The sequence below is a fragment of the Roseibium sp. SCP14 genome (genome assembly GCF_040329475.1).
Classification (GTDB): Bacteria; Pseudomonadota; Alphaproteobacteria; order Rhizobiales; family Stappiaceae; genus Roseibium.
This window is the reverse complement of sequence record NZ_JBDZYH010000012.1, coordinates 146,495-169,792: the sequence shown is the minus strand read 5'-3', so window position 1 is coordinate 169,792 and position 23,298 is coordinate 146,495. Positions and strand designations below refer to the sequence as shown.

The 23,298-nt window shown below is 54.8% G+C and carries 19 protein-coding genes; 9 read left to right on the top strand and 10 right to left on the bottom strand.

Translation table 11 applies throughout. The annotated features are described in order from the left end of the window. Window positions 1–315: 315 nt before the first annotated feature. Window positions 316–588: a hypothetical protein gene (locus ABLQ08_RS30220; protein WP_352950289.1), complete on the bottom strand. Its 273-nt coding sequence runs from the start codon at window positions 586–588 to the stop codon at window positions 316–318. A 222-nt stretch (window positions 589–810) separates the two neighbouring features. Between ABLQ08_RS30220 and ABLQ08_RS30215 the strand changes: the two genes are divergently transcribed. The 8 genes from ABLQ08_RS30215 (at window position 811) to ABLQ08_RS30180 (ending at window position 12,032) form a co-directional block, all read left to right on the top strand. Next, window positions 811–1,506, top strand: a complete 696-nt coding sequence (locus ABLQ08_RS30215; RefSeq protein ID WP_352950288.1) for a hypothetical protein — start codon at window positions 811–813, stop codon at window positions 1,504–1,506. 332 nt (window positions 1,507–1,838) lie between these two features. Next, a complete protein-coding gene (locus ABLQ08_RS30210) occupies window positions 1,839–5,543 on the top strand; it encodes a putative Ig domain-containing protein (RefSeq protein WP_352950286.1) in 3,705 nt (1,234 codons plus the stop codon). Between the two features lie 451 nt (window positions 5,544–5,994). After that, complete coding sequence (locus ABLQ08_RS30205) at window positions 5,995–7,029, top strand: Gfo/Idh/MocA family protein (RefSeq protein WP_352950285.1); 1,035 nt, start codon at window positions 5,995–5,997, stop codon at window positions 7,027–7,029. A gap of 3 nt (window positions 7,030–7,032) precedes the next feature. Next, a complete protein-coding gene (locus ABLQ08_RS30200) occupies window positions 7,033–8,061 on the top strand; it encodes a Gfo/Idh/MocA family protein (protein ID WP_352950283.1) in 1,029 nt (342 codons plus the stop codon). Window positions 8,062–8,123: 62 nt separating this feature from the next. Then, the gene (locus ABLQ08_RS30195; protein WP_352950282.1) at window positions 8,124–9,125 is read left to right on the top strand and encodes a Bug family tripartite tricarboxylate transporter substrate binding protein; all 1,002 of its coding nucleotides are present in this window, start codon (window positions 8,124–8,126) and stop codon (window positions 9,123–9,125) included. A gap of 24 nt (window positions 9,126–9,149) precedes the next feature. Beyond that, window positions 9,150–9,659 carry a tripartite tricarboxylate transporter TctB family protein gene (locus tag ABLQ08_RS30190; RefSeq protein WP_352950280.1) on the top strand — a complete coding sequence of 170 codons (510 nt, stop codon included), beginning with the start codon at window positions 9,150–9,152 and terminating at the stop codon, window positions 9,657–9,659. Window positions 9,660–9,739: 80 nt separating this feature from the next. Further along, complete coding sequence (locus ABLQ08_RS30185) at window positions 9,740–11,245, top strand: tripartite tricarboxylate transporter permease (RefSeq protein WP_352950279.1); 1,506 nt, start codon at window positions 9,740–9,742, stop codon at window positions 11,243–11,245. A gap of 94 nt (window positions 11,246–11,339) precedes the next feature. Further along, on the top strand, window positions 11,340–12,032 hold the full coding sequence (locus ABLQ08_RS30180; RefSeq protein WP_352950277.1) for a GntR family transcriptional regulator: 693 nt from the start codon (window positions 11,340–11,342) through the stop codon (window positions 12,030–12,032). A gap of 367 nt (window positions 12,033–12,399) precedes the next feature. Here ABLQ08_RS30180 and ABLQ08_RS30175 read toward each other — a convergent pair whose 3' ends face one another. Next, the gene (locus ABLQ08_RS30175; protein ID WP_352950275.1) at window positions 12,400–13,335 is read right to left on the bottom strand and encodes a ThiF family adenylyltransferase; all 936 of its coding nucleotides are present in this window, start codon (window positions 13,333–13,335) and stop codon (window positions 12,400–12,402) included. Window positions 13,336–13,610: 275 nt separating this feature from the next. Here ABLQ08_RS30175 and ABLQ08_RS30170 point away from each other — a divergent pair, with 275 nt between their 5' ends. Continuing rightward, a complete protein-coding gene (locus tag ABLQ08_RS30170; protein WP_352950273.1) occupies window positions 13,611–14,873 on the top strand; it encodes an N-acyl amino acid synthase FeeM domain-containing protein in 1,263 nt (420 codons plus the stop codon). Between the two features lie 39 nt (window positions 14,874–14,912). Here ABLQ08_RS30170 and speB read toward each other — a convergent pair whose 3' ends face one another. The 8 genes from speB to ABLQ08_RS30130 form a co-directional block, all read right to left on the bottom strand. After that, a complete protein-coding gene (gene speB, locus ABLQ08_RS30165; protein WP_352950271.1) occupies window positions 14,913–15,908 on the bottom strand; it encodes an agmatinase in 996 nt (331 codons plus the stop codon). Beyond that, on the bottom strand, window positions 15,905–16,837 hold the full coding sequence (locus ABLQ08_RS30160) for an ornithine cyclodeaminase family protein (RefSeq protein WP_352950269.1): 933 nt from the start codon (window positions 16,835–16,837) through the stop codon (window positions 15,905–15,907). The genes speB and ABLQ08_RS30160 overlap by 4 nt, the downstream gene beginning before the upstream one ends. A 3-nt stretch (window positions 16,838–16,840) precedes the next feature. Further along, window positions 16,841–17,980 carry an NAD(P)/FAD-dependent oxidoreductase gene (locus tag ABLQ08_RS30155; protein WP_352950267.1) on the bottom strand — a complete coding sequence of 380 codons (1,140 nt, stop codon included), beginning with the start codon at window positions 17,978–17,980 and terminating at the stop codon, window positions 16,841–16,843. Window positions 17,981–17,988: 8 nt separating this feature from the next. Next, window positions 17,989–19,419 (bottom strand): dihydropyrimidinase, encoded by a 1,431-nt coding sequence (gene hydA / locus ABLQ08_RS30150; RefSeq protein ID WP_352950265.1) that lies wholly within the window; start codon window positions 19,417–19,419, stop codon window positions 17,989–17,991. Window positions 19,420–19,450: 31 nt separating this feature from the next. Beyond that, window positions 19,451–20,248: an ABC transporter permease gene (locus ABLQ08_RS30145; protein ID WP_352950263.1), complete on the bottom strand. Its 798-nt coding sequence runs from the start codon at window positions 20,246–20,248 to the stop codon at window positions 19,451–19,453. Between the two features lie 11 nt (window positions 20,249–20,259). Next, entirely contained in the window at window positions 20,260–21,102 is an 843-nt protein-coding gene (locus ABLQ08_RS30140; RefSeq protein ID WP_352950261.1) for an ABC transporter permease, read from the bottom strand. After that, window positions 21,099–22,154 (bottom strand): ABC transporter ATP-binding protein, encoded by a 1,056-nt coding sequence (locus tag ABLQ08_RS30135; protein ID WP_352950259.1) that lies wholly within the window; start codon window positions 22,152–22,154, stop codon window positions 21,099–21,101. The genes ABLQ08_RS30140 and ABLQ08_RS30135 overlap by 4 nt, the downstream gene beginning before the upstream one ends. Window positions 22,155–22,223: 69 nt before the next feature. Further along, a complete protein-coding gene (locus ABLQ08_RS30130) occupies window positions 22,224–23,297 on the bottom strand; it encodes an ABC transporter substrate-binding protein (protein WP_352950257.1) in 1,074 nt (357 codons plus the stop codon). Window position 23,298 lies beyond the last annotated feature (1 nt).

Here is a 23,298-nt window from a genome sequence, read left to right as displayed (position 1 = left end):
ATTTGCTCGTATCCTTAGAACGAGCCCATCGAACACATTTGTTTCAGAAAAAAGAACTCGTCATGCAATTCTGCAGACGTACTAAATATTAGAGTCATCGTAAAGCTGTTCGTGAGACCCGCTTTCAATTTTATGTTTATTTTCAAGGTGATCGGCTCTGTTGCAAGTTCCTGTCTCAGGTGTGAAAAGCAGCTTTTTCACAGTAGGGCGTCACGACACGAAAGTGACCAATCTGTCCGACTTTTGGGAACATATAGTGATCAGGCTTTGAGAACGAAGGTTTCGGGCGCAACGACCAGAGATCGACGTCATCTGTTAGGCCCCAACTTTCAGCTCGCTGAAGTCTCTTTCGCCGTAGGGACTATCCCCTTTTTGGAAGCCAGTGAATTCACGGACTGCATCGGGGATCCTCGTTCGCTCATCGGCGGTGAGGGCGCCAATTCTTTGTGTTCCGACGACTTTGCCGCCGGAGAATGTTTGGCGAAAGGTGTCGTTCAGCTGAGCTATCGCTTCCGCCCGTTCTTCTTTTGATAGCTCGGCTGAGTTCACCTTCGTCAGATCACTGAAATGATAGTCGTCATTCGACATAAAGTAGCCTCCGTATATATCGCTGGCTACTTTATCGTGTTGAGGGATGCCGAAATGTGCTCGTGTCAGCTGTGCATTGAACGAAGCTGGTATAGGGATTCTTCACTTTAACCAACAACACCTCAAACTCGATCAATCAAACAGTTTTATTGTTGGATGTTGATCGTTCGTACCCTGGACAATTGGAATTGCGAAATGAGCGTCTCGACAATGGAGAGCATCGTGACCTGGAAAAGCGGAATTCTACCAAAAGGTGAGAAAATAACATTTGCAAGCTATGTCGCCATGTGCAATGTAAAGTTGAAATTTCTCTCAAGCTGCCTCTGCCTGCTGTGGCCATCAAACCTTTCTTGCAACAAATACGGTTTGCGCTCGTCGAGGGGCATTCTGTCATGTAAGGATTTCAACTATCTGATGTTAAGAGTGAAAAACAAAACATCGAATAGAAAATTTCTTACCACCACTTTGCGACTTGCCAAAGGTGTCTCTTTGCAGATGCTTTGCGCGATATGGTTGTTTCTCGGCATTGCAACTGGTTCAAGCTTAGCGGAAGAGACTTGTTCATACCTGCCGAAAAACAAACTCGCATTCACGTTCAGCAAGCGGAAGCTTGAGGACATTCTTTCGGATGTGATCGTCACTCAGTTTGAGAAAAACAACCTCATTGATTGGGAAGGAATGACCGACTGTTTTCAGTCGCTAGGGAAAAATTATTCCGTTGAGTTTATTCCTGCTCGCGGCTCACACAAATCGGAAACCATACGTTTCACGATCGACCGCAGCTCCATTTGGCCAATCTTTCTAAGAGTGCCGGGTGGCTCAAACGGCGTATTTACAGCCATTTTCCAAATTTCCTCCCCCGAAGAAGTTGCCGTAATCCGTAGAGGAGGAATACCCCAGTGGCTGAGATTAGAATAGAAGCAAAGTATGTAATACCTTATGCAGCACATCATTTGTATTTAGTATTTGTAGATGACTCCGGCTCCGAGTATGTAATTCGTGGAGGTCCGGAAGATAATATAACTCCAGGGCTTAGCAATATTATTGTTGAAGTCGGCGTGCCGATTGCAAACTCGGAAGATAATCGCCCCATAGAAAATCGAGCAGATTTTGGAAGCCGCGTTATTGATCTCGGTGATCGTGACGCAAATGATGTTTGGCAAACAATGTTGCGAGTCGCGCAGTTAATTCATGATGCAGGAATTGACTACGATATTCCTTCGGAGAACTCGAACTCGGTTGTTGCGTCGGTGCTGTACTCCGTAGGCATTGACGCCAACGCCTATCCACCAAATGTTCCAGGTGTTGACGTGTTTCCAGGTGTGTCAAATGATCTTCTGGAAGAATTCGCGCGAATTATCACCGAAGAACATACTTCTGAAAATGACGACATTGTTCGCGGCGGAAACCTGGACGATTCAATCGATGCCGGAGAAGGCGAAGATGAGGTCTATGGCGGAGAGGGCAATGACACATTAAGCGGCGGTGCCGATGACGATATTCTTCTCGGTGGTTCAGACAATGATTTCCTTATCGGAGGAACGGGCAAAGATTGGTTGGTCGGAGACAACGGTGACGAGTCCGATGGCGCAGACGGTAATGACACACTATCCGGTGGTACAAAAGACAACGTCCTGGCTGGGCTCGTAGCTGCCGGCGAAACAAGTCCCGAAACGCTTTTCTTCGACGATGAAGAACAGGATTACCTGCAAGGTGGGGCTGGCAATGATGTTTACTATGTGCACCGGGCAGAGCACACAGAGAACATTCCTGATGTAGATCCCCCAAAACAAAATTTTGATTTCATTTCAGGATACACAGACTATGAGGGGCAACGTCACGGATATTATTTCGATTCAACTCTTGAAAGATTCGATAACGTAGATCGTATCAAAGATATTGATGGTACTGGTGAAATAATTCTTCTGGAACGTATGGGTCTGGAAATCCAACTGAACAAACCCGATTTGGATTTGCGGCACGCAGCATATCAGGGAAAGGATTTCTATTTCGATGAGGAGGAAGGTGTCGCCTGCTTTGTCGAAAATGGCGACCTCTATGTAATGGTTGCTTATCACCTATCCGAATACGGATCGAACATCCACGCCTATTGGACTGGATACGTTGCAACGGTGATCATTGAAGATTTTCAGAATGGAAACTTCAATTTTGATGTGCCGTCAGGAGGTGGTGGAACTGACGGAAACGATACGCCCGACCTTCAACCAAGCGCGCCCGGTCAAGGTGTATTCTATAATGGCTTGGACGGCGATGACATCCTGATTGGAACTTCTGAAGGAGATACCTTGCGTGGGGATGAAGGTGACGATCAAGTCTCGGGTGGAGATGGTGACGACGATGTCAGCGGTGGAGATGGTAATGACACCGTTTCAGGAGGTGAAGGAAACGACTACGTATCCGGTGGGAGTGGTGGTGACACCCTGAACGGTAACGCAGGAAATGACTGGTTGAGTGGGGGCGGCGGTGCCGACCTGCTCCTCGGCGGCTCGGGGGACGACAGCTACAACTTCAGCAAGGGAGATGGTGCCGACACGATCCGGGAAAGTGGCTCTGGTTCAGATGAAGACACACTTAAGCTGACTGGTCTCAGTGCAAGTGATGTTGCTCTTCAAATGACGGGTGCCAATAATAAGGATCTTCTGGTCACTATCCTGTCGACCGGAGAGACAATCCTTGTTGAAGACCAATTCCTGGCTGGCAGCACCGACACTTCAATTGAAGGGATCACCGTAACAGGGACACGGGCAAACGACTATCAAGACGCAGTTTCTTGGACTGAAAGTCAAATTTATGATTTGGCGCTCGCTGGAACCCCAGGAAACAATGCACCCGTTGTTTCCAACGCTATTGCGGACCAGAGCGGTGCGGAAGACAGTGCCTGGAGTTACACGGTTCCGACTGATGCTTTCTCCGATCCCGATGGAGATGCGCTGACCTATAGCGCGACACTGGCCGATGGCTCTGCCTTACCTGCTTGGCTGTCGTTTGACACCAACACCCGGACCTTCTCGGGGACACCTCCGCAAGATTTCAACGGCACAGTATCGTTGAAAGTCGTTTCCTCCGATGGAACTGAAAGCGCGGAAGATCTCTTTGATTTGGTGATTGACCCGGTTAACGACACACCGATTGTCTCGAATGCGATTGCAGACCAAAATAGCGCCGAAGATGCGACCTGGAGCTATACGGTGCCGGCAGATACCTTCTCCGACGTTGATGGGGATGCCCTGACATACACCGCAGCACTTGCTGATGGCTCTGGTCTTCCCGCCTGGCTGTCCTTTGATGCCAACACACGGACTTTCTCAGGAACTCCTCCTCAGGATTACAATGGTACGCTATCGCTCAAGGTAGTTGCTTCCGATGGAACTGAGAGTGCGGAAGACGTTTTCGACCTAATTGTTGATCCGGTCAACGACGCCCCGGTTGTCGCCAATGCAGTTTCCGATCAGGCTGCTTCGGTTGATGCTTCTTGGTCGTTCTCGGTGCCGGCAGATACCTTCAGCGATGTTGATGGCGATGCACTGACATACAGTGCCACTCTGTCCGACGGATCCGCATTGCCGTCTTGGCTTGCCTTTGATGCAAGTTCGAGAACCTTTACCGGCACCCCTCCGGCAGGCACGGCCGGAGTGCTGGGGCTGCTGATCCTGGCTTCTGACGGCAGCCTGTCGGCACAGGCAGCTTTCGACCTGACCATTGAAGCGTCGGGACCGACAAGCGGAAACGACACGCTGACCGGCACCAGTGGTGATGACATCATCGATGGCCTTGCCGGCGACGACACCATCAACGGTCTCGGCGGCAACGATACGCTCACTGGCGGAGCTGGTGCCGACGTAATCAATGGCGGTGAAGGGGACGACACGGTTTATGGCGACGCCGACGATACCTGGTTTGCGGGAGACGGTGGCGTAGACACGCTTATTTATGTTGGCACGGACAACTTTGAATACGCACTGGCTCAAGGTGCGTTCGAGAAGGTCTATGCCGGGTCCGGCAACAACAAGATCTGGGGCACCACCGGAGATAATGAGATCCACCTGGAAGATGGTGACGACTTCGTCCAGGCGGGTGATGGCAATGACATCATCTACGGCGGAGCCGGAGCGGACACCCTTCAAGGGGAAGATGGTGACGACACTGTCTATGCCGATGCGGATGACACCTGGTTCTCGGGTGGAGCTGGCACGGACACGCTTGTGTATCTCGGCACGGACAATTTCGAATATGCCCTGGCTCAGGGTGCGTTTGAGAACGTTTATGCAGGCTCTGGAAACAACAAGATCTGGGGCACTGACGACGATAACGAAATCCATCTGGAAGACGGAGACGATTTTGTTCAGGCCGGTGGCGGCAACGACATCATCTATGGCGGTGCCGGGGCTGATAGCCTTCAGGGGCAAGGTGGCAATGACACGATTTACGCCGATTCCGATGACACCTGGTATTCAGGTGGAGACGGCATCGACACCATTGTCTTCACCGGTACCAACGATTGGCAATATGCGTTGGCACAAGGCGCGTTTGAACATGTGAAGGCCGGATCAGGAAACAACGCCATCTATGGTTCTGATGCCGACAACACGATCGAGATGGAAGCGGGCAACGATACTGTTTTTGCCGGTTCCGGAAACGATACGATTATCGGTGGAACCGGGAACGACTGGATGGTCGGCGAAGCTGGCAGCGACACCTTTGTTTTCCGAGCAGGAGAAACCGGCCACGACACTGTTGTCGATTTCACCGCGGGAAGCGGCACGGACGACGTGCTCCAGTTCGAAACTGCACTGTTCGCGGATTTCCAGAGCGTCATTGCTGCAGCCTCAGACGATGGAACGCACACCTATCTGACCATCGACAGCGATACCAGTATCAAGCTGGATAACGTTGTCGTATCGCAACTGCACCAAGACGACTTCAATTTCGTCTAAGTGAAGTTCAGTTCAAACTCAGAATTAACGAGATGGCGGCCCAAACGGCCGCCATTTTGCTTGGTGACTTTCTGATTGCTGAACCTTTGATCATACGATTGTGTTCATGGTATGTTCTTATCAGTCGGACAATTGCACTACTTTCGTGTCATGATGCCCAACAGATGTTCACGTTCAGCAAGTTTGCAAATAAGCCCAGCGTTTAGATCCATTTCCTGGTCGGTCGATCCAGTTGCTCGCCAGCAGCTGTTCATCTGGAGATGCAAGAACGGCTAATGCCCCCTTGGCGTTTCAGCTCTTTCCTATCAAATCCGTTTTCTTTCAGAATTTCATCATCGTGTGCGAGCAGGCAGCACCTCTAGGCGCATGAGACCGGAAGCCCGACTTGTAGCTTGCCATCATTGGAATACTGGGATACAAGTATTTGTGTTTTTCAATCGGGAAGCTTCACATGGATCCTGTCCGCATTGCTGTCGTCGGCATAGGAATGGCTGCAAAACCGCATATTGAGGCGCTGTCCCTTCTTTCCGAACAGGTTCATGTCTGCGGCATCTTCAACCGGAGCCAGGAAAAAGCAGCCAAGGTTTCAGCCGAACACGGATGGCCGGTTTTCGAAAGTGCCGAGCAGATCGCGAACAACGAAGACATTGAAGGCGTCATCCTGATCACCCCACCGGATCAGCGCACCGACCTCGTCAGACTGTTTGCCAGGGCAGGCAAGCATATCCTGACCGAAAAACCGATTGAGCGGACCATTGGCGGGGCCAGGGAGCTTGTAAAAATCTGCGAAGACGCCGGCGTGAAATATGGCGTCGTTTTCCAACACCGCTTCCGCGCCGGAGCTGAACGATTAAAGGCACTGGTCGACAATGCTGAACTCGGGCAAATCGCACTCGTCCGTGCCGTCATTCCCTGGTGGCGCGATCAATCCTATTACGACGTTCCCGGACGCGGGACGTTCGCGCGCGACGGTGGTGGTGTGCTCATCAGTCAGGCCATCCATGTTCTGGATCTGATGCTGAGCCTTACAGGAGAAGCTGAAAGCGTTCAGGCGTTCTGCGCAACAACAGCGCTTCATGATCTTGAAGCAGAAGACTTTGCCACCGGCGGCATCCGCTTCCGCAACGGGGCAATTGGTTCCGTCATGGCGACGACGGCGACCTATCCGGGGACGACGGAAAGTCTCGTGTTGGACGGAACACTTGGAACAGCGTCGCTTGTCGGAAGCAGGTTGACCGTCACCTGGCGTGACGGCCGGACCGAAGACGTGGGAGAACTCACCGGATCCGGCGGCGGTGCCGACCCGATGGCATTTCCCTGCGATTGGCACAAGGATCTGATTGCGGACTTCGCCCGCGCCATCCGGGAAGACCGATCTCCCAGAATTTGCGGCCGTGACGGTTTGAAGGTGCACGCTCTGATCGACGCACTGACGAAATCTTCTCGAGAGGGCAAACGTATTCCCGTCTTGCCGGCAGAGGAGTAAATCATGCCCGAACAATTCAAGTTCGCCGCCATAGGCCTGGACCATCGCCACATATTCGGAATGGCAAAAGGCATGATCGCCGCGGGTTGCCGGTTCGCATCCTTCTGGACGGAAGGAGAACCGCAGCCTCTTGCCGGCTTTCAGAGACGCTTTCCCGATGTTCCCCGTGTCGACGACGTTCGGCGCATTCTGGAGGACACATCCATTCCACTTGTACTGATCGCCGTCCCACCCCACGAACGGGCTGACCTGGCGATCGAAGCCATGCGTCACGGCAAAGACATCATGCTGGACAAACCCGGTTGTATCACTCTTGAAGAATTGGAACGGATCAGGCGTGTCGTCGCGAAAACAGGCCGCATCTGGTCGGTGGACTTCTCCGAACGCTTCGAAGTTCCCGCCGTCACGAAGGCCGCTGAAATTGTCAGGGCGGGACGCATCGGCGAAGTCCTTCAGACCATCGGCCTTGGGCCGCACCGCCTGAACGCGCATCTGCGACCCGACTGGTTTTTCGATGAGCGCCGATACGGCGGTATCCTGGGTGATATCGGCACCCATCAAATCGACCAGTTTCTCTATTTCACCGGCAAAGAGACAGCGCGGATCGCGCATTCAGCCATTGGCAACTTCAACAATCCGGACCGGCCTGGTTTCCAGGATTTCGGCGAACTGAACCTGCACGCCGGCCGGGCGCAGGCGTACATCCGACTTGACTGGTACACACCCGACGCACTGCCAAATTGGGGCGACGGCCGCCTCTTTATCCTCGGCACCGAGGGATACGTAGAGCTACGCAAATATGTCGATATCAACGGCCGACCGGGGGAGAACCATCTGTTCCTGGTCAACGGTCAGGACAATGAATACGTGGACTGCCGCGAGGCCGACCTGCCCTATTTTGTCAACCTCGCGCGGGACGTGAGGGATCGAACAGAAACAGCCTGCGCACAGGCTCACACTTTCTCCGTCACCGAGTTGGCCATCAAGGCGCAGCAACAGGCAGAACGCCGTGGCTATCTGAAGGAGACCTGACGGCCGGACAGCAAGGCGCTGCCGGCCACATTCTTTTCATTTCGCATAGGGAGGAAAGTGGAATGACATTTCTGAAATCCATGCTGACGGCAGCTTTCGTCGCAGCCTCGTCAACGAATCTGGCAATTGCTGCCGACTGGAAACCGGAAAAGCCAATCAAGCTGATCGTGCCTTGGGGTGCCGGCGGTGCCACCGACCAGGTGACCCGGGTCGTTGCCGGCGCACTTGAGGAACCGCTCGGCCAGAAGGTCGTGGTAGTGAACCAACCCGGCGCATCCGGATCAATCGGCTCAAAGGCAACACTTGACGCCCCAAAGGATGGTTATACCTGGACAGCCGGCGCGGCGAAGGATCTGGGCACATACAAGGTGACCGGAAAGCTCGACACGCAGATCCAGGACTGGCACCTGTTTCTGAATTCAGCCTTGGTCAACGTCATCAGCGTCAATCCGGACTCGGATATCGCTGATATGGGCGCCTTTCTTGAAGGGCTGAAAGCGGGCAAGAACATTTCTGTCGGCACTTCTGGTGTCAATTCCGCGGGCCACTCAGCGATGGAATCCATCATCAAGAGTGCAGGCGGCAAGTACAAGCATGTCACCTATGACGGTGGCGCCAAAGCTGTGCTTTCAACGGTATCGGGTGAGACTGCTGCAACCAGCCAGCTGATCACTGAACAGATCGAGATGCTCAAGGGCAAGCGTCTGCGTCCTCTGGCCGTTCTTTCCGACGAAGCTATAGAAGTGCCGGGTGTGGGAACCATCCCACCGATCACCAATTGGCTGCCGGAATTCAAGCCCACTCCGATCTACTTCGGCATTTTCGTCCCCAAAGGGGTACCCGATGACGTTGTCGACACTCTTCAGAAAGTCTGGATGAGCGACATCGCAATCTCGGAAGCATTGAAGGAGTACACGACAAACAAGGGTTCGGTCATGGCGGTCCACACCGGTGAAGACGCCCAGGAACGCGTCTGGCCATCCATTCAGGTCAATTCCTGGCTGCTTTTCGACAGTGGCAAAGGCGCAGTCAGTCCGGACAGTATCGGCATCGCACGCCCCTGATCCAATCAGAAAGGTGAAAGGAAGATGAAACAACCGGCATCGCGTAACGCCTGGGCCGACCGCCTGTCAGGATGGATATTCATTGTCCTCGGCCTGCTGGTGGTCGCGGCAAGCCTGGCGATGCCGGACTACACCGAGCTGGGATCGCACTGGTATGAAGCACCGGGCCTGACACCTGGCATCCTTGGCATGGCACTGGCAGGGTCCGGCGCTCTTCTGGCATTCCGCAAAACAGATGCACTGCTTGGTGAAGCGGACATGCTCGCGATCCTTACAAATGCGCGTTCCCGCAAACGGATCTTCTGGGCAATGGCGCTATGCGTCACCTATGCGATCGTTCTGGTCGGTGTCATCCCGTTCTGGCTGGCTTCGGGATTGTTCGTCTTTACCTTCATTTTGGGTTTCGAACATTTTCCCGACCCTGAACCGGCGAAACTGCCGGGCCGACTTCTTGCCTCGGCGCTCATCGCCATTGGCGCCTCGGCTGCGATAACGTTGCTGTTCCAGGAGTTGTTTCTTGTCCGTCTTCCCTAAAGCGCCAAACCGGTGGTCAGAAACAGAAGACCATCTCACGGAACCTGCGCCTGATCAGGCCCAGGCATCAGGTACTTGATATGGACGGACTTGCCAATCTCGCCGACGCCTTGATCGCGGCCTCAACGCCCGGTCAGCTTTTCAACACGGCCTGGGCGACACTTCTGGGTATCTTCATCGGCATGCTGCCCGGCCTGACGGCAACGATGGGAGTGGCCCTGCTCACAACCCTGACATTTCACATGGACGGGCCGTCGGCGATCGTCATCCTCTTGTGCATGTATGTCGGTACGATCTTTGGAGGTAGCCGCAGCGCGATCCTGCTCAACATGCCAGGGACACCCGCAAGCGCGGCAACGACGCTGGACGGGTTTCCACTGGCGAAAGCCAACAGGGCGCGCGAAGCCATGGGGCTGGCGACAATCGGCTCTTTCCTGGGCACCGTTCTCAGCGTTGCCTGCCTTGTTGCCCTGGCACCGATGCTTGCGGACTATGCGCTGCAATTCGGAGCTTTCGAGTTTTTCTGGCTGGCCGTCTTCGGCATTGTGATCTCCGGCCGCCTGACCGCGTTCGACGATCCGCTCAAAGGATGGATCGCGGGTATTCTCGGCCTGCTCTTTGCCATGGTCGGACAAGAGAGCATTCATGCTTATGCGCGTTTTTCCTACGGCGTTACAGAGTTGTCGGGCGGCATAAATCTGATCCCGGCGATGGTCGGCGTGTTCGGTTTCGCAGAGATCCTTACCGTGATGGCGTCCGGTGAGAAGCTTCAATTGTCCAAGGTGGCAGGAAAAATGCTGCCTCCCTTTTCCAAGCTCAGAAAATACTGGTTGACCGTTCCGCGTTCAGGGCTTGCCGGAACATTCATCGGCATCATTCCGGGCGTGGGGGAAGATATCGGCGCCTGGGTCTCTTATGCTCTGGCGAAGCGATCAAGCAAGGAGCGGGACAAATACGGCAAGGGATCCGAAGAAGGCCTCCTCTCGGCCGAGACCGGCAACTCGGCGGCAGTACCCGGCGCCATCATTCCAGTCCTGACACTCGCAGTCCCCGGATCGGCTCCAGCCGCCGTCCTCATGGCCGCCATGATCATTCACGGGGTCAGACCAGGTCCCTTGATCATGATCGAGAGTCCTACCGTGATATACGACGTCGCGGCTGCGCTTCTATATGCGGCACTCGCAATTACCGTTTTCGGCCTGTTGCTGACGAAACCGATGCTCAAGATATTGCAGGTGCCCAGCGAACGGCTGAATCCCGTTATCTTCGTGCTGTGCACCATTGGCTCGTTTTCACTCGCCAGCCGTCCCTTCGACATACTTGTCATGGTGTTCTTCGGCATCATCGGTTTCGTGCTTCGCCAGCTCAAGTTCCCGATGGCTCCGATCGTTCTCGGCCTGGTTCTGGGCGCGTTGCTCGACAAGAACATGCGCCGCGCACTCGTTCTGTCAGACGGCTCACTGGAACCGTTTTACACACGACCGATCAGCGCAGTATTGATGATACTCACGTTTCTGACGATCGCACTGGGCATTCCTGCCTTTCGCCGCTTGCTGAGACTTGAGCGTCGCGGCACGAAAAACTAGGCACGGAGGTTTGTTCAACACAGGCCTTACAATGTAAAAGGCTTCGGACCGCCCATTGCGATTGGAAAAAGGGACCGGAGGAAGATCGACAGGAATGCCAAGACCGAGGAATGATACACAGCAACTGGACCTGCTGGACACACTCGACGCCGACGCCATCGACCGCACAAGGCCGATAGGCCCCCAGGTTTATGAACTCATTCGGCTGGCGATCGTTCTTTCACATCTTCCCCCTGATACGCAGATCAACGAGCCTGAGCTTTCCAAAGCCCTGGGAGTTAGTCGAACCCCATTGCGTCAAGCTTATCAGAAACTTGCCAGTGAAGGATTGATCATCAGCCGTCCACAGGTCGGCTCGGTCGTTGCGTCGGTCGACAACGACCTGATCAAGGAAGGCATCACAATTCGCCGGGCATTGGAGCGCGAGGTGGTTCGTGCCCTGTGCGACACCAAGGCTGATCTGGGTGAGCTCGAGCCCCTGCTCGCCGTTCAGAGGATCGCGGTTCGCAAGGACGACTACGTGACCTATTTCAGGTCCGACGAAGAATTTCACAGGCAACTGGCATACATAGCCGAGATCCCTGCCGCCTGGCGGTTGGCCCTTTCAGTGAAGGGGCATGCCGACCGCGCCCGCCTTTCGCTGATGAAAGCAAATCCCAAACGCATCCATCGCGCGTTCGCAGAACATCTGGAGTTGATTGACGCCTGCCAGTGCGGAGATTTCGAGAAAGCGGAGCGGGTAATCAGTCAGCACGTCAATGCCATCCGGGACGTGTTCGAAGACTGATTACTCATCTAACGGACGCATGTCGCTCCCGCGGCAAGCAGGCCTGACAGATGGATGATTCTCAGGTGGATTCTGTCGGCTTGGATTGAGCACATGACCAACACTGATACAGGATATGATTGGCAAGGTATTTCCAGGCCTGTTGGGAATCCATTTTTTGCGAGACCGTTGTGACGATGGCACCCGGCGAAAGACAGTTTCGCCAACGCTAATCGCGTGCTTTTGCCGGGCCTGGAAAAAGTGAAAATATGCTCCCCGTCTCAGGTCGACGGTCTTTGCTCAAACCCGGTTCTGGATCAAGTTCGGTGAGTTCGCTCTCTCCTGCTCAATAGTGTTCGATCCGGTTGCCCATCCTGACGTCCCGACATCAATTGTCATTGGACAACATCTTGCGCATTTGTCGCCTGGCAATCACCAGCTTCAATCGCTGTAAGGGATTTCGATTGCCGGCTGGCAAGCGCTTGGTTACGAACTTTCCTTCATAGGCATCAAACTGGTGATACCAGGGGACTGGTTTAAGCGGCCCGCGCTCCAGCAGAATCTTGACGGCATTCGCTCCGACAACTCCGGCCGCAAGCTGGCATCCGATTACAGTTGAAGGGCCGCGTTTTTCCTTCAAATTTACTCGCGTATCATCAACAAGCGCTCCACGGTGCAGCCCCTTGGGTGAAAGACCTATGAGGAATTTGAGGTACTGCTGGATTTCGTCCTCGCCCTCAAACTGAAAGTACTCTTCAAAACTCATGCCGTCCGGTTTGAAGTAAAGATACGCGGTGCCCATACCGAGTGGTGCGGCCGTGATCGCGGGAATCCCCAATTCTCGACAGCGTGCGAACACCTTTCGTCTTGTCTCAAGCACAAAAAAGTCAAAGCCATCCACAAACAGATCCACACCGGCCAAAAAGGCATCGACGTTTTGGTCGGTTACGCCGTCTTCAAAAATGCGAATATCGACGCCGGGATTAATGTCTTCGACCTGTTCCGCCATCGTTGTTGATTTCGGTTTGGACAACGTGCTCATGTTCGCACCGGCCTGCCGGTTGAAGTTGACCAGTTCGAAGTGATCAAAATCGGCAATGTGAAATGCGCCGACACCAAGTCGCGCAAGTGTGGTGACGTGGAATCCACCGACACCGCCCATTCCAGCGATCGCTATCCGTTTGCTCCGTAAGGTGAGCTGCTCCTGCTCCGTGAACCAACCCAGATTTCGGGAAAATGCTTCATCATAGGAAAAAAGCGAGTGCGAACATTCACGAGGTGATTGCACTTCAGGTTCTGTTGGAACCGCAAGGGAAGTGGTCATTGAGTTCTCCTCGGAAAGTTAAGTAAGCGATGGCGCATAAGAGTTGAAAGAGGCAGTGGAGGCGCAATAGAGATCTAGCTCCTGAATTTTAAGCAAAGAAAAACTGAATCGAAAAAAATGGATATATTTACAGAATTAAGTAAATACAAATAGTAATAAAAAATAACTAAATTTGCTATTACTAATCAAATAGTAAATTTGTATTTTTTTAGCAGGTAAAAGATTTATTTCTACCGTTTGTAACTGACGACACTTACAGTTGTGGGGGTCAGTCAATGAGCAGTCTGGAAACGCATCCTGAACACGAACGAAGGAAGGAAAATCGACGGCATGCCATTCACAGGCGGCGATTGAAACTCCGGTTAGCACCACCGGATGGTGTTATTTTCAAATTGGCAGAGACCACGGGAGAACTCATTCAGGCCTGCAAAATCCTCTATGAAGCCTATACGGCGGCGGGCTATATGCGTTCTGATGGATCCGGAATTCGACTGACGCCTTACCACACCCTTCCCTCCTGCTATACGCTCATTGCAAAGGAGGGGAAAAACGTCGTTGCGACAACGACTATTGTTGTGAAGTCGCTGGAGGCCCTTCCGATTGAGAAGATTTTTTCTCTCGACGACTATCTGGCCTGGGACAGGCGAGTCTGCGAAATATCCTCGCTTACCGTTCATCCGAAATACCGATCCAGGCATGGAGAGCTGATCTTTTCATTGATCAAGTACCTGTTCAAATTCGTTCGTGAAACACTCCGCATTCACGACTGTGTAATCACATGCAATCCCAAACACATCGAGTTTTACGAGGCGGTACTCCTGTTCAACCGGATCAGTGATGAAGTCATTAATTCATACGATTTTGTGGATGGGGCTCCCGCAATTGGCGCACATCTCGACCTGATTACGGTGACGGATCGATATGCGCTTGTTTATGACGGCGCACCCCGCGAGAAAGATCTCTATAAATACTTGTTTGAACTGGAATTCGACAATTTTCAGATGCCGACGCAAGTGCCTGCGACTTATCAAGGAAATCGCTGGTCGCCACGGCAGTTGACAAGTCTGTTGGGCAGACACGCAAATGGGGCCTCTTCCTTTTCACCTGCGGAACGCGCCTTTCTCAGGCGGCACTATGCAACGCCGGAATATGACGTCGCGTTTGAAATTTGCGGATCAAGGTCTCAGACACAACTGTTTGACCTGAACATCGCAACAAACATGTATCTTTCAACAGAGAGTTACGTGCCGGTTTTGCTGCGCCGGGTGGATGGAAATCGCATTTCATTGTCAGCCAGAAATCCCTATGCATTGATGGGAGGAGGAAAGCTGGCGGTTCCGACTGTCGACGGGGGAACGACGTGGATCGAGTTACGGCCGGACTTCCTTCATGGCGGCCACGAGATATCCATGCTTGAACTGGTCTCCAGGCCAAGACTTGTCGACTTGCTGCAAGCTGGATTGGTGTCAGGAGTCAAAGACCCGCGCCTTCAACGTCCACGGCGTTTCACTAACGCCTCCTTGTCTCGAACCGCCTAGAGAATTGGCAAGGTGTCCACCTGCGGTCACAGACAAAGCTTATCCTGACAAATGTTTTGTATGTACCTTTCTCCTGACTTCAATTTCTCCCAGACACTTTCGAGTTGAAGCAACAGCACAAAGGTGCTCCAGAATGACCGAAGCTCCCAGTAAAGCCGTTCGTTCGGAATGATCGTAAGCCGGGGCCACTTCGACAACGTCCATGCCCACGATGTTCGTGGTCGACAGAGCCCGGATCGTGTCGATGACCTCGTTAGGTTGCAGACCATCGACAACCGGTGTGCCGGTGCCCGGAGCAAAGGCAGGGTCGAATGCGTCTATATCACACGACATGTAGACAGGTCCGTCTCCCACAACACGCCTGATTTCCGCAGCCAGCGCCGAGATTCCATGCTCGCGAACCCAGGGACGGTAGAGAACCGTGATGTCGTCCTCGTGAGAATAATGGGTTCTGATACCGATCTGAATTGATCGCTTCGGCTCTATGAGACCTTCCTTCATCGCATAGTGAACAAAGGATCCGTGATCTAGGAAGCTTGAATCTGCTGTATCGCGATGCGCATCGAATTGGATGTATGCCATCGGTCCATGGATTTTGGCGTGAGCCTTCAAAAGCGGGTAAGTTGTCAGGTGATCACCCCCCATGCCAATCAGCCTGGTTCCTGTCTTGAGAACATGCAAGGCCTGATCATAGGCGTTCGTCAGCATCTCCTGCGGCTGGCCACGTTGATAGAACACGTCACCGTAATCCACGACGGCAAGACGGTCGAATGGGTCGAAATTCCAGGGCCAGACCTCGCCCCAACTAAGCTGAGACGTCGCCGAACGAATCGCATCCGGACCGAAACGGGCCCCGCTCCGGCCAGAGGTGGAGAGATCATAGGGAATGCCCATGACCGCGTAGTCGACACCATCCAGATTTCTGGACAGCCTGCGGCGCATGAAACTGCGGGTTCCCGAAAACGGCATCTCGGTTTCCGTGCCGTAGAGCCCCTCGTGGTCAAATGCCTGATCGCCCTTGTGAACTCGCGTCATGACATTCCCTCTTCGACTGCGGTTATGGACGCAGCCAGGTCCATAATCGCGTTTCCAACGGTTTTGAACAGCGTTATCTCATCATCGCCTTCGCGCGTCGCTTCCCCCTTGCAGATTTCGTAGAGGTCTCCTCTGATATCGTCCTGAGTGATCGCACCGGTTTGGAGCGGCGTCTTCAGCTCACCGGCCTCAACCGCAGCAAAGGGCGTGTCCACGAAAATGCGCGACCGCTGCAAGGCAAGATCATCGGCCTCGCGCATGGCGGGGGTAAACGCACCGATCAAATCGACATGCTGGCCCTCGCGCAGCCACTTGCCTTTGAGCAAGGGCTCGGTCGCCAATGTCGCCGCCGACACGATATCGGCCTCCGGCACGGCATGTTCGAGATCCGGAACCGGTTCGGCATTCCAGCCTCGAGCACAAAGTTCGTCAGCCAGGCTTTTGGCAGCTTCGGGAAAAATATCCCAGATTCTGACTGTATCAACAGGACGCACGGCCCGGAAGGCATCCGGGATCTGGGCCGCCACCTTGCCGGCACCGATAAGCAACAGCTTGCCCGCATTCTCGGGCGCCAGATGGCGAATGGCCAGAGCAGAGGCGGCCGCGGTCCGACGGGCCGTCAGTGTGGCACCGTCCAGCAGCGCTAGATGCGCCCCGGTTTCCCGGTCGAATACCAGAACAGACCCGGCGATCGCCGGCAAACCCCGGACGCTGTTGCCAGGTGTGGCGGTCACGACCTTTACGCAGCCAACATCTTCCGACCAGGCGGGCATCAACAGCAGCGTTGCATCCGTTTCGTTCGGCTTCGGCATGGTGTGATGGTGACGATCCGGAGCCTTCAGTCCTTCCAAGAACAGGGCTTCCATCCGGTCAATGACCATCGGATAAGGCAAAGCGGCAGCGGTCGCTGCCGCGTCGAGAATTTTCATTGATCAGGCTCCAAACCGGGAAGGGAGAAATCCGGCAACATCAACGCCGGCAGCCATCAGGTTTTCAGGCAAATCTGATCCGGTCAGCGCCGCGGCTGCCAGTTGTCCCAGAGCAGGTGACGTTTGAATTCCGAAACCGCCTTGTCCGGCAAACCAGAAAAAACCCGGGACGGCTTCTGAAAACCCGACCACCGGCAGCCGATCGGGCGCGAAAGTCCGCAATCCGGCCCAACTATGCGCAACATGGGTAATTTCAAGTGTCGTGCATTCGGTCAGATAGTGGGCAGCATAAGCGATATCCATTTCGTCGGCCCATGCGTCGTGCGGTTCCATCGGCGTTTCGTCGGCGGGGCTGACGAACAACTGCCCCGCATCCGGTTTGAAATAGAAATCCTCCTCGATTTCATTCACTTCCGGCATGTTCGAAAGGTCATGACCAGACACCTTCACATTGATGGCAGTCCGCCGATGCGGCACGATGCCCAGCCCCGGTACGCCGCAGAGCACCGCAACGGGATCAACCCAGGCGCCGGCAGCATTCACGACCATACGTGCCCGGGCTATCCTCTCGCCATCTCTGATTTCCCAATGATCCTGCTTTCGCGTGACGGTCTCGACCTTGCTCGAATTGCGAAATTCCGCCCCCTGCTTCCTGGCGCCCTTGGCGTAACCCTGCAGCAGGTTTTCAACTTCGATGTCCCAACAGTCGGGATCGAAAAACGCCCCGTACACATAGTCCGAATCCAGGAAGGCGACCATCTCCACCGCCTCCTCAACTGTCAGGCGCCGAATTGGAGAGCCGTTTTGGGGCGGATTTTCGTTTTCGTAAGCAAATGTCCTTTCAAAGATCTTCGCCTTTTCATGACCTGCAATCAGGAGATTACCGCGCCGGTGCAGCAAGGGCGTTTCGGTGAACCCTTCGGGAGGGGTTGTCAGGAAGTCATAGCTGGCATCGGTCAACCTGCCGACGGCCGGTGAATGAAACCGGCGCGTATATTCCGCGGCTGACCGGCCGGTGGCGTGATACCCGAGCGCGGTCTCCTGCTCGAACAGGACAACGCTGCGATGGGGGGCGACAAAGTAAGCAAGGGAAGCTCCCGCGATACCGCCGCCGATGATTGCGATGTCAAAGATACCGGACATTTTTCCGCTCATTCCGCAGCCTTGGTTTTGAGCGGCGTCTGGTACAGTTTGCGCGGTAGGAAGTTCCCCTCCCCGGGAGAACCCGTTATCTCGCCGTCATTCCAGATTGTCCGGCCGCGCAGGACCGTTCGGACCGGCCAGCCCCTGACCCTTGTGCCCTCATAGGGGGAGTAATCGCAGCCGTCGTGCAGGTTTTCGTGCCTGATCTCGACTTCGCGGGCCGGATCCCAGAGCGCGAAATCTGCATCGGAACCGATGGCAATCGTGCCTTTCTGCGGATAAAGGCCATAGAGCTTCGCGGCGTTTGTCGACGTCAGTGCGACAAACTTGTTGATGTCCATCCGACCGTTGGAGACCATTTCGTTGAACATCAGCGGTAGGCGCACCTCGATCCCTGGTACTCCGGGCGCCACGTGACAGAAATGCGGGTGTCCACCTTCATGCTCATGATACTTTTTGCCCGCCGGTCCCTCATAGGAATACGGGCAGTGGTCCGAATGAACCACATCGAACACATTGTTTTTCAACGCCTGCCAAAGCTTGCCCTGATTGCTTTCCTCCCGCGGCGGCGGCGAACAGATGAACTTCGCTCCCTCCCAGCCCGGCCGGTCGAAATCCTCTTCCTTCAAGAACAGATACTGCGGACAGGTCTCGGCGTGAATGTTCAACCCCTTGCTCTGCGCCCAACGCACCTGTTCCATCGCTTCGGCCGAAGAAACATGCACGATCAGAATCGGTGTATCGACGATCTCCGACAATGAAATCGCACGATGGGTCGCTTCGCGTTCGACCACGTGGCCATGGGCCCTGGCATAGTTCTTCGGCTCGGTTTCACCGAGCTCGGTCAGCCTGTTACCCAGCCACGAGATACAGTGATCGTTTTCGGCGTGAACCATGACGAGGGCACCCTGCTCCCGGGCCACTTGAAGCACATCCAGGATTTGACGATCATCGATCATCACGTCCGAGTAACACATGAACACCTTGAACGAGGTGAACCCGTCCTTGATCGCCTGCGGCAGTTCCCGATTGATCACATCTGGCGTGGCGTCCGAAACGATGAGGTGAAACCCGTAGTCTATGTAGGAGTTACCATTTGCGAGAGCATGGTAGATCTCGATCGCTTCCAGCAGCGACTGTCCACGCGCCTGGTTAGCAAAGGGAACGAAGGTGGTATTGCCGCCGCAGGCGGCCGAACGCGACCCGGTTTCGAAAGTGTCTGCACTCTCAACTTTGCCGATCGGCGGCTCGTTGATATGACAATGCGCCTCGACACCTCCTGGGAGAACGAACAGACCGGTTGCGTCAATCGTTTCGCGGGCGTCCTCCAGATTTTCGGCGATCGCGACCACCTTGCCGCCGCGTACACCGATATCCGCGCGATAGGTATCGGATGCCGTTGCAATGGTGCCGTTCTTGACGATCAGATCATAACTCATGTGAGACCTCGGGATTTCTGCAGCAGCGCTGTCAGGACTGACGCTCATAGGCGCCGAGAAGCTTGGGAAGATTGCCGAATATTCCGATCAGCCCAAAGGCGATGAAGGACAGCATGATGAACAGAACCGAAGCAGAGGCGATGGTGGGCGAGTACCCTCCCCTCAGGCTCGAGAAGATCTGCACCGGCAGGGTGACGATGCGCGACTGTCCAACAAAGAAGGAAATGACGAATTCGTTCATCGAAAGCACGAACACAAAGGCAAAGCTCGACACCAGGAACGGAGTGATGATCGGCAAAACGACCGTCCGGAATACCTGCGCGCGGTTTGCTCCCATGGTCTCGGCTGCTTCGAGGACTTCCTTGCTGATCGATTCAAAACCCAGCGAAATCATCGTCAGCGGCAGCGCCAGCAGAAAGACCGCGTGTCCGATGACGACGTTTTCAATTTGACCGGTATGCCCAGTGCTTACCCAAAGTAGCAACATCCCCATTGCCGTGATGACCGGCGGAAACGCGAAAGGCAGAAGTCCCAGGGCAAACAGCGCTCTTGCATAGAACACCCCGTACCGCCACAACAGATAGGCGACCGGAAGAGCCACAGACAGTGCCAGGAGCCCGGTCAGGACCGCCACAGCCAGGCTGGTGATCAGCGGCTCGTACCATTGCGGATTTAGAAAGAGCTCCGAGTACCATTTGGACGACACGCCGCGTGGTGGAAAGAACAATACTTTCTTGGCATTCATTGAAACGCCGAACACGATGAAGAGCGGCATCATCAGGATCAGCAGGAAGACGGAGCAATAGGCAGCTTTCAGCAGTTTCGACATTAGTCTGCCCTCTAGCTTTTGTCGGCAAAGCGGTTGGCGACGAGCACCATGGCGATTGTGACCAACAGGAACACGATCGACAGGGCGGACGCGAAGGGAATGTTGCCGAGTTCGACAGCCTGCTTGCTGATATGCACCGCCAGCATCCATTGATCCGGCCGGCCGAGCCATTGCGGTGTCACGACGGCGCCCATGGTGAAAACGAACAGGACGATCCAGGTCGCGATCAACGGTTTGCGAAGTATGGGAATGACGACCTTGAACATCGACCTCGCCGGCGAAGTTCCCATCGTGCGCGCGGCCTCGACATAGGACGGATCCAGACGCGTGCAGTGCGGATAAAGCATCAGAATGGCGATCGACAGGTTAAAGTAGCTCAGGGCAATCAGAACTGCCGGAAGACCGCGCGCCCAGGACGCAGGCCGCTCCATAAATCCCAGCCAGACGAAAAAGTTGCTGATCCCCGCCGGACGCGAAAGCGCGTTCGACCAGGAAAAGGCAACGATCACTTCGGACAGGGAAAGCACCCCCAGAACAACGACCAGGATCACAGTCTGCACCCGCCGGGAATAGCCGGACATGAAATATGTGAAAGGAAATGCAAGCAGCACGGCTATGGTCGCGGCGATGGTCGACAGCTTCACCGTCGTCCACATGGCCTTGATGTAAAGCCAGTCGAACGTGCGCAGGTAATGCGTAAGCTCGAACCCGCGTTCGTAGTAGGTTTCCGTCCGGTGATAGAACGAGCTGACGAACATGATGCCCATCGGGATGACGAAGGCGAACACCAGCAAGGCGGTGGGATAAGACAGCAGCGCCGCCCTCAACCCGGCGTCTTTCCTGTCCGGTTTCATGACAGATGCACCCTGATGTCTGACGGATCCAGAAACAGGCCGACCGTGTCTCCTTCCCTGATGGTCGGATCGGCCTTCGGCATCCATTTCGCGGTCAGACGAACGTCGCCAACCATGACATAGGCCTCGACCTCAAACCCGAGGTCGCGGACGAAGCTGACCTGTCCACGGACGATGTTCTCCCCGTCCGTCGTTTCCGTGAGTTCCACATCCTCCGGACGGATAGACAAGGTCACGTCGCTGCCGGCCTGTACATCCGTTTGCATGTGCTCGACCCGCAGACTTTCACCGAAGCACTCGACGGACGTGGCATCCTTGATCCGAACACCGTCGATCAGGTTGTTCGCTCCGACGAAACCGGCCACGAACCTGTTCGCCGGATGTTGATATACGTCGAGGGGATGACCGATCTGTTCGATCCTGCCCGCGCTCATCACCACGATGACATCTGCCGCGGTCATTGCCTCGCTCTGATCGTGGGTCACCATGACGGTGGTCACACCGAGGCGCCGCTGCAGCTGCTTCAATTCCACCTGCATTTCTTCACGCAGATTGGCATCGAGCGCCGACAACGGTTCATCGAGTAGAAACAGCTTGGGTTGAAGCGCCAAGGCCCTGGCAATGGCGACACGCTGTCGCTGTCCACCGGACAGCTCGGTAATTTCCCGCTTTGCGATATGGGGCAGCTTCACCAGTTCCAGAAGCTCGCGTGCTTTTCGAAGCGCCTGATCTTTCCGCATTTTGCGCAGACGCATGCCGTAGGCGACGTTTTCCTCGACGTTGAGATGCGGAAACAGCGCCAGGGACTGAAAGACCATGCCGATCTCGCGCCTGTGCGCCGGCAGCCGCGTAATATCTGCGCCGTCAACGAGGATCTCGCCAGCCGTTGGTATTTCCAGTCCTGCGATCAAACGGAGCAAGGTCGTCTTGCCGCAGCCAGATGGCCCCAGGAAGCACACGAAACTACCGTCGTCGAGACGAAGATTGGCTTCCCTGACCGCAGTAAAACTGCCGAATTTCTTGCCGATATTGCTTAGTATGAGTTCGGTCAAAGCGACCCCCGTCGACAGGATGGGAGAAAGACCCCGCCCGGGCGGGGCTTCCATCTGGTTCAATCGGCGTTATGCGCCCGAAAGGATTTTCGCCCATTCTTCCGTTGTCCAATCCGCTTCCCGGACCTGGAAGTCATAGTCAACGAATATGGGCGGGATCGGTGATGAAACGGCTGCGAACTCCTCGTCGCTCATTCCAGCCGCCTGTTGGGAGACAACCGGCGCTGTACCGATCGCCCGGCTCATGTCACCCTGCACTTGCGGATCGCAGCAATAGTTCAGGAACTGTTCGGCCGCATCCGTCCGCGGAGATCCTTTCAGGATACCCCATGACCCGAAGTCGATCACACCGCCTTCCTTCGGGAAGACCGAGATCACCGGGAAGCCGTCCGCAATCATGATCTGTGTCACATCATGATAATACTGACCGGCCGGAATTTCGCCCGACTGCAGCCCCTGCTGAAACTGACCTTCATCGCGATACCAGAGCGTGACGTTTTCCTTGAGTTCCGCGATTTTCAGCATCAGCTCGCGAGCTCCCTCGCGGGTTGCCAACAGGTGTTCACCTGCAAAATGAGTCGCCTGGGTGATTTCAAGCAGCCCGCTGATGGTGATGTCCTCGGTCCAACCCAGCGAATTGCTGAAATTCGAGTCCCAGATCTCCGCCCAGGACTTGATGGGATCCGGAAAATAGTCGGTATTCTGGACAAACGTGGAATACCAGGACAGCACGGCGGTGGCGTAGGGCTTTTCATCCTTTCCACGGGCAACGAACTTGTCGCCGAGATTTTTCACGTTAGGAACGTTTGACGGATCAAAACGATGGAAAATGTCTGCAAAACGGATGATCTCCCCGCCCCCGGTCATGCCCACATCGATTGGCGGGTCTCCGGCCGCTACAGCGGGGCGGATCCCGGCATAGTAGGAGGTACCCGAGGACGTCGGGACTGAGCGAGAAGGGATCCCGGTCGCTTCGGTAAACTTCGGCAGGACTTTCTCGCGAATGGAATCCTCGAAATAGCCGCCAAACGACCCGACCACCAGTGGCTCGTCCGCCCAAGCCCGCCGCAGGTATACAGGCGAGGCAAGAGCGCTGCCGGCAACTGCAGTCGTTTTCAGAAAGTTACGTCGGCTGATTGTCATG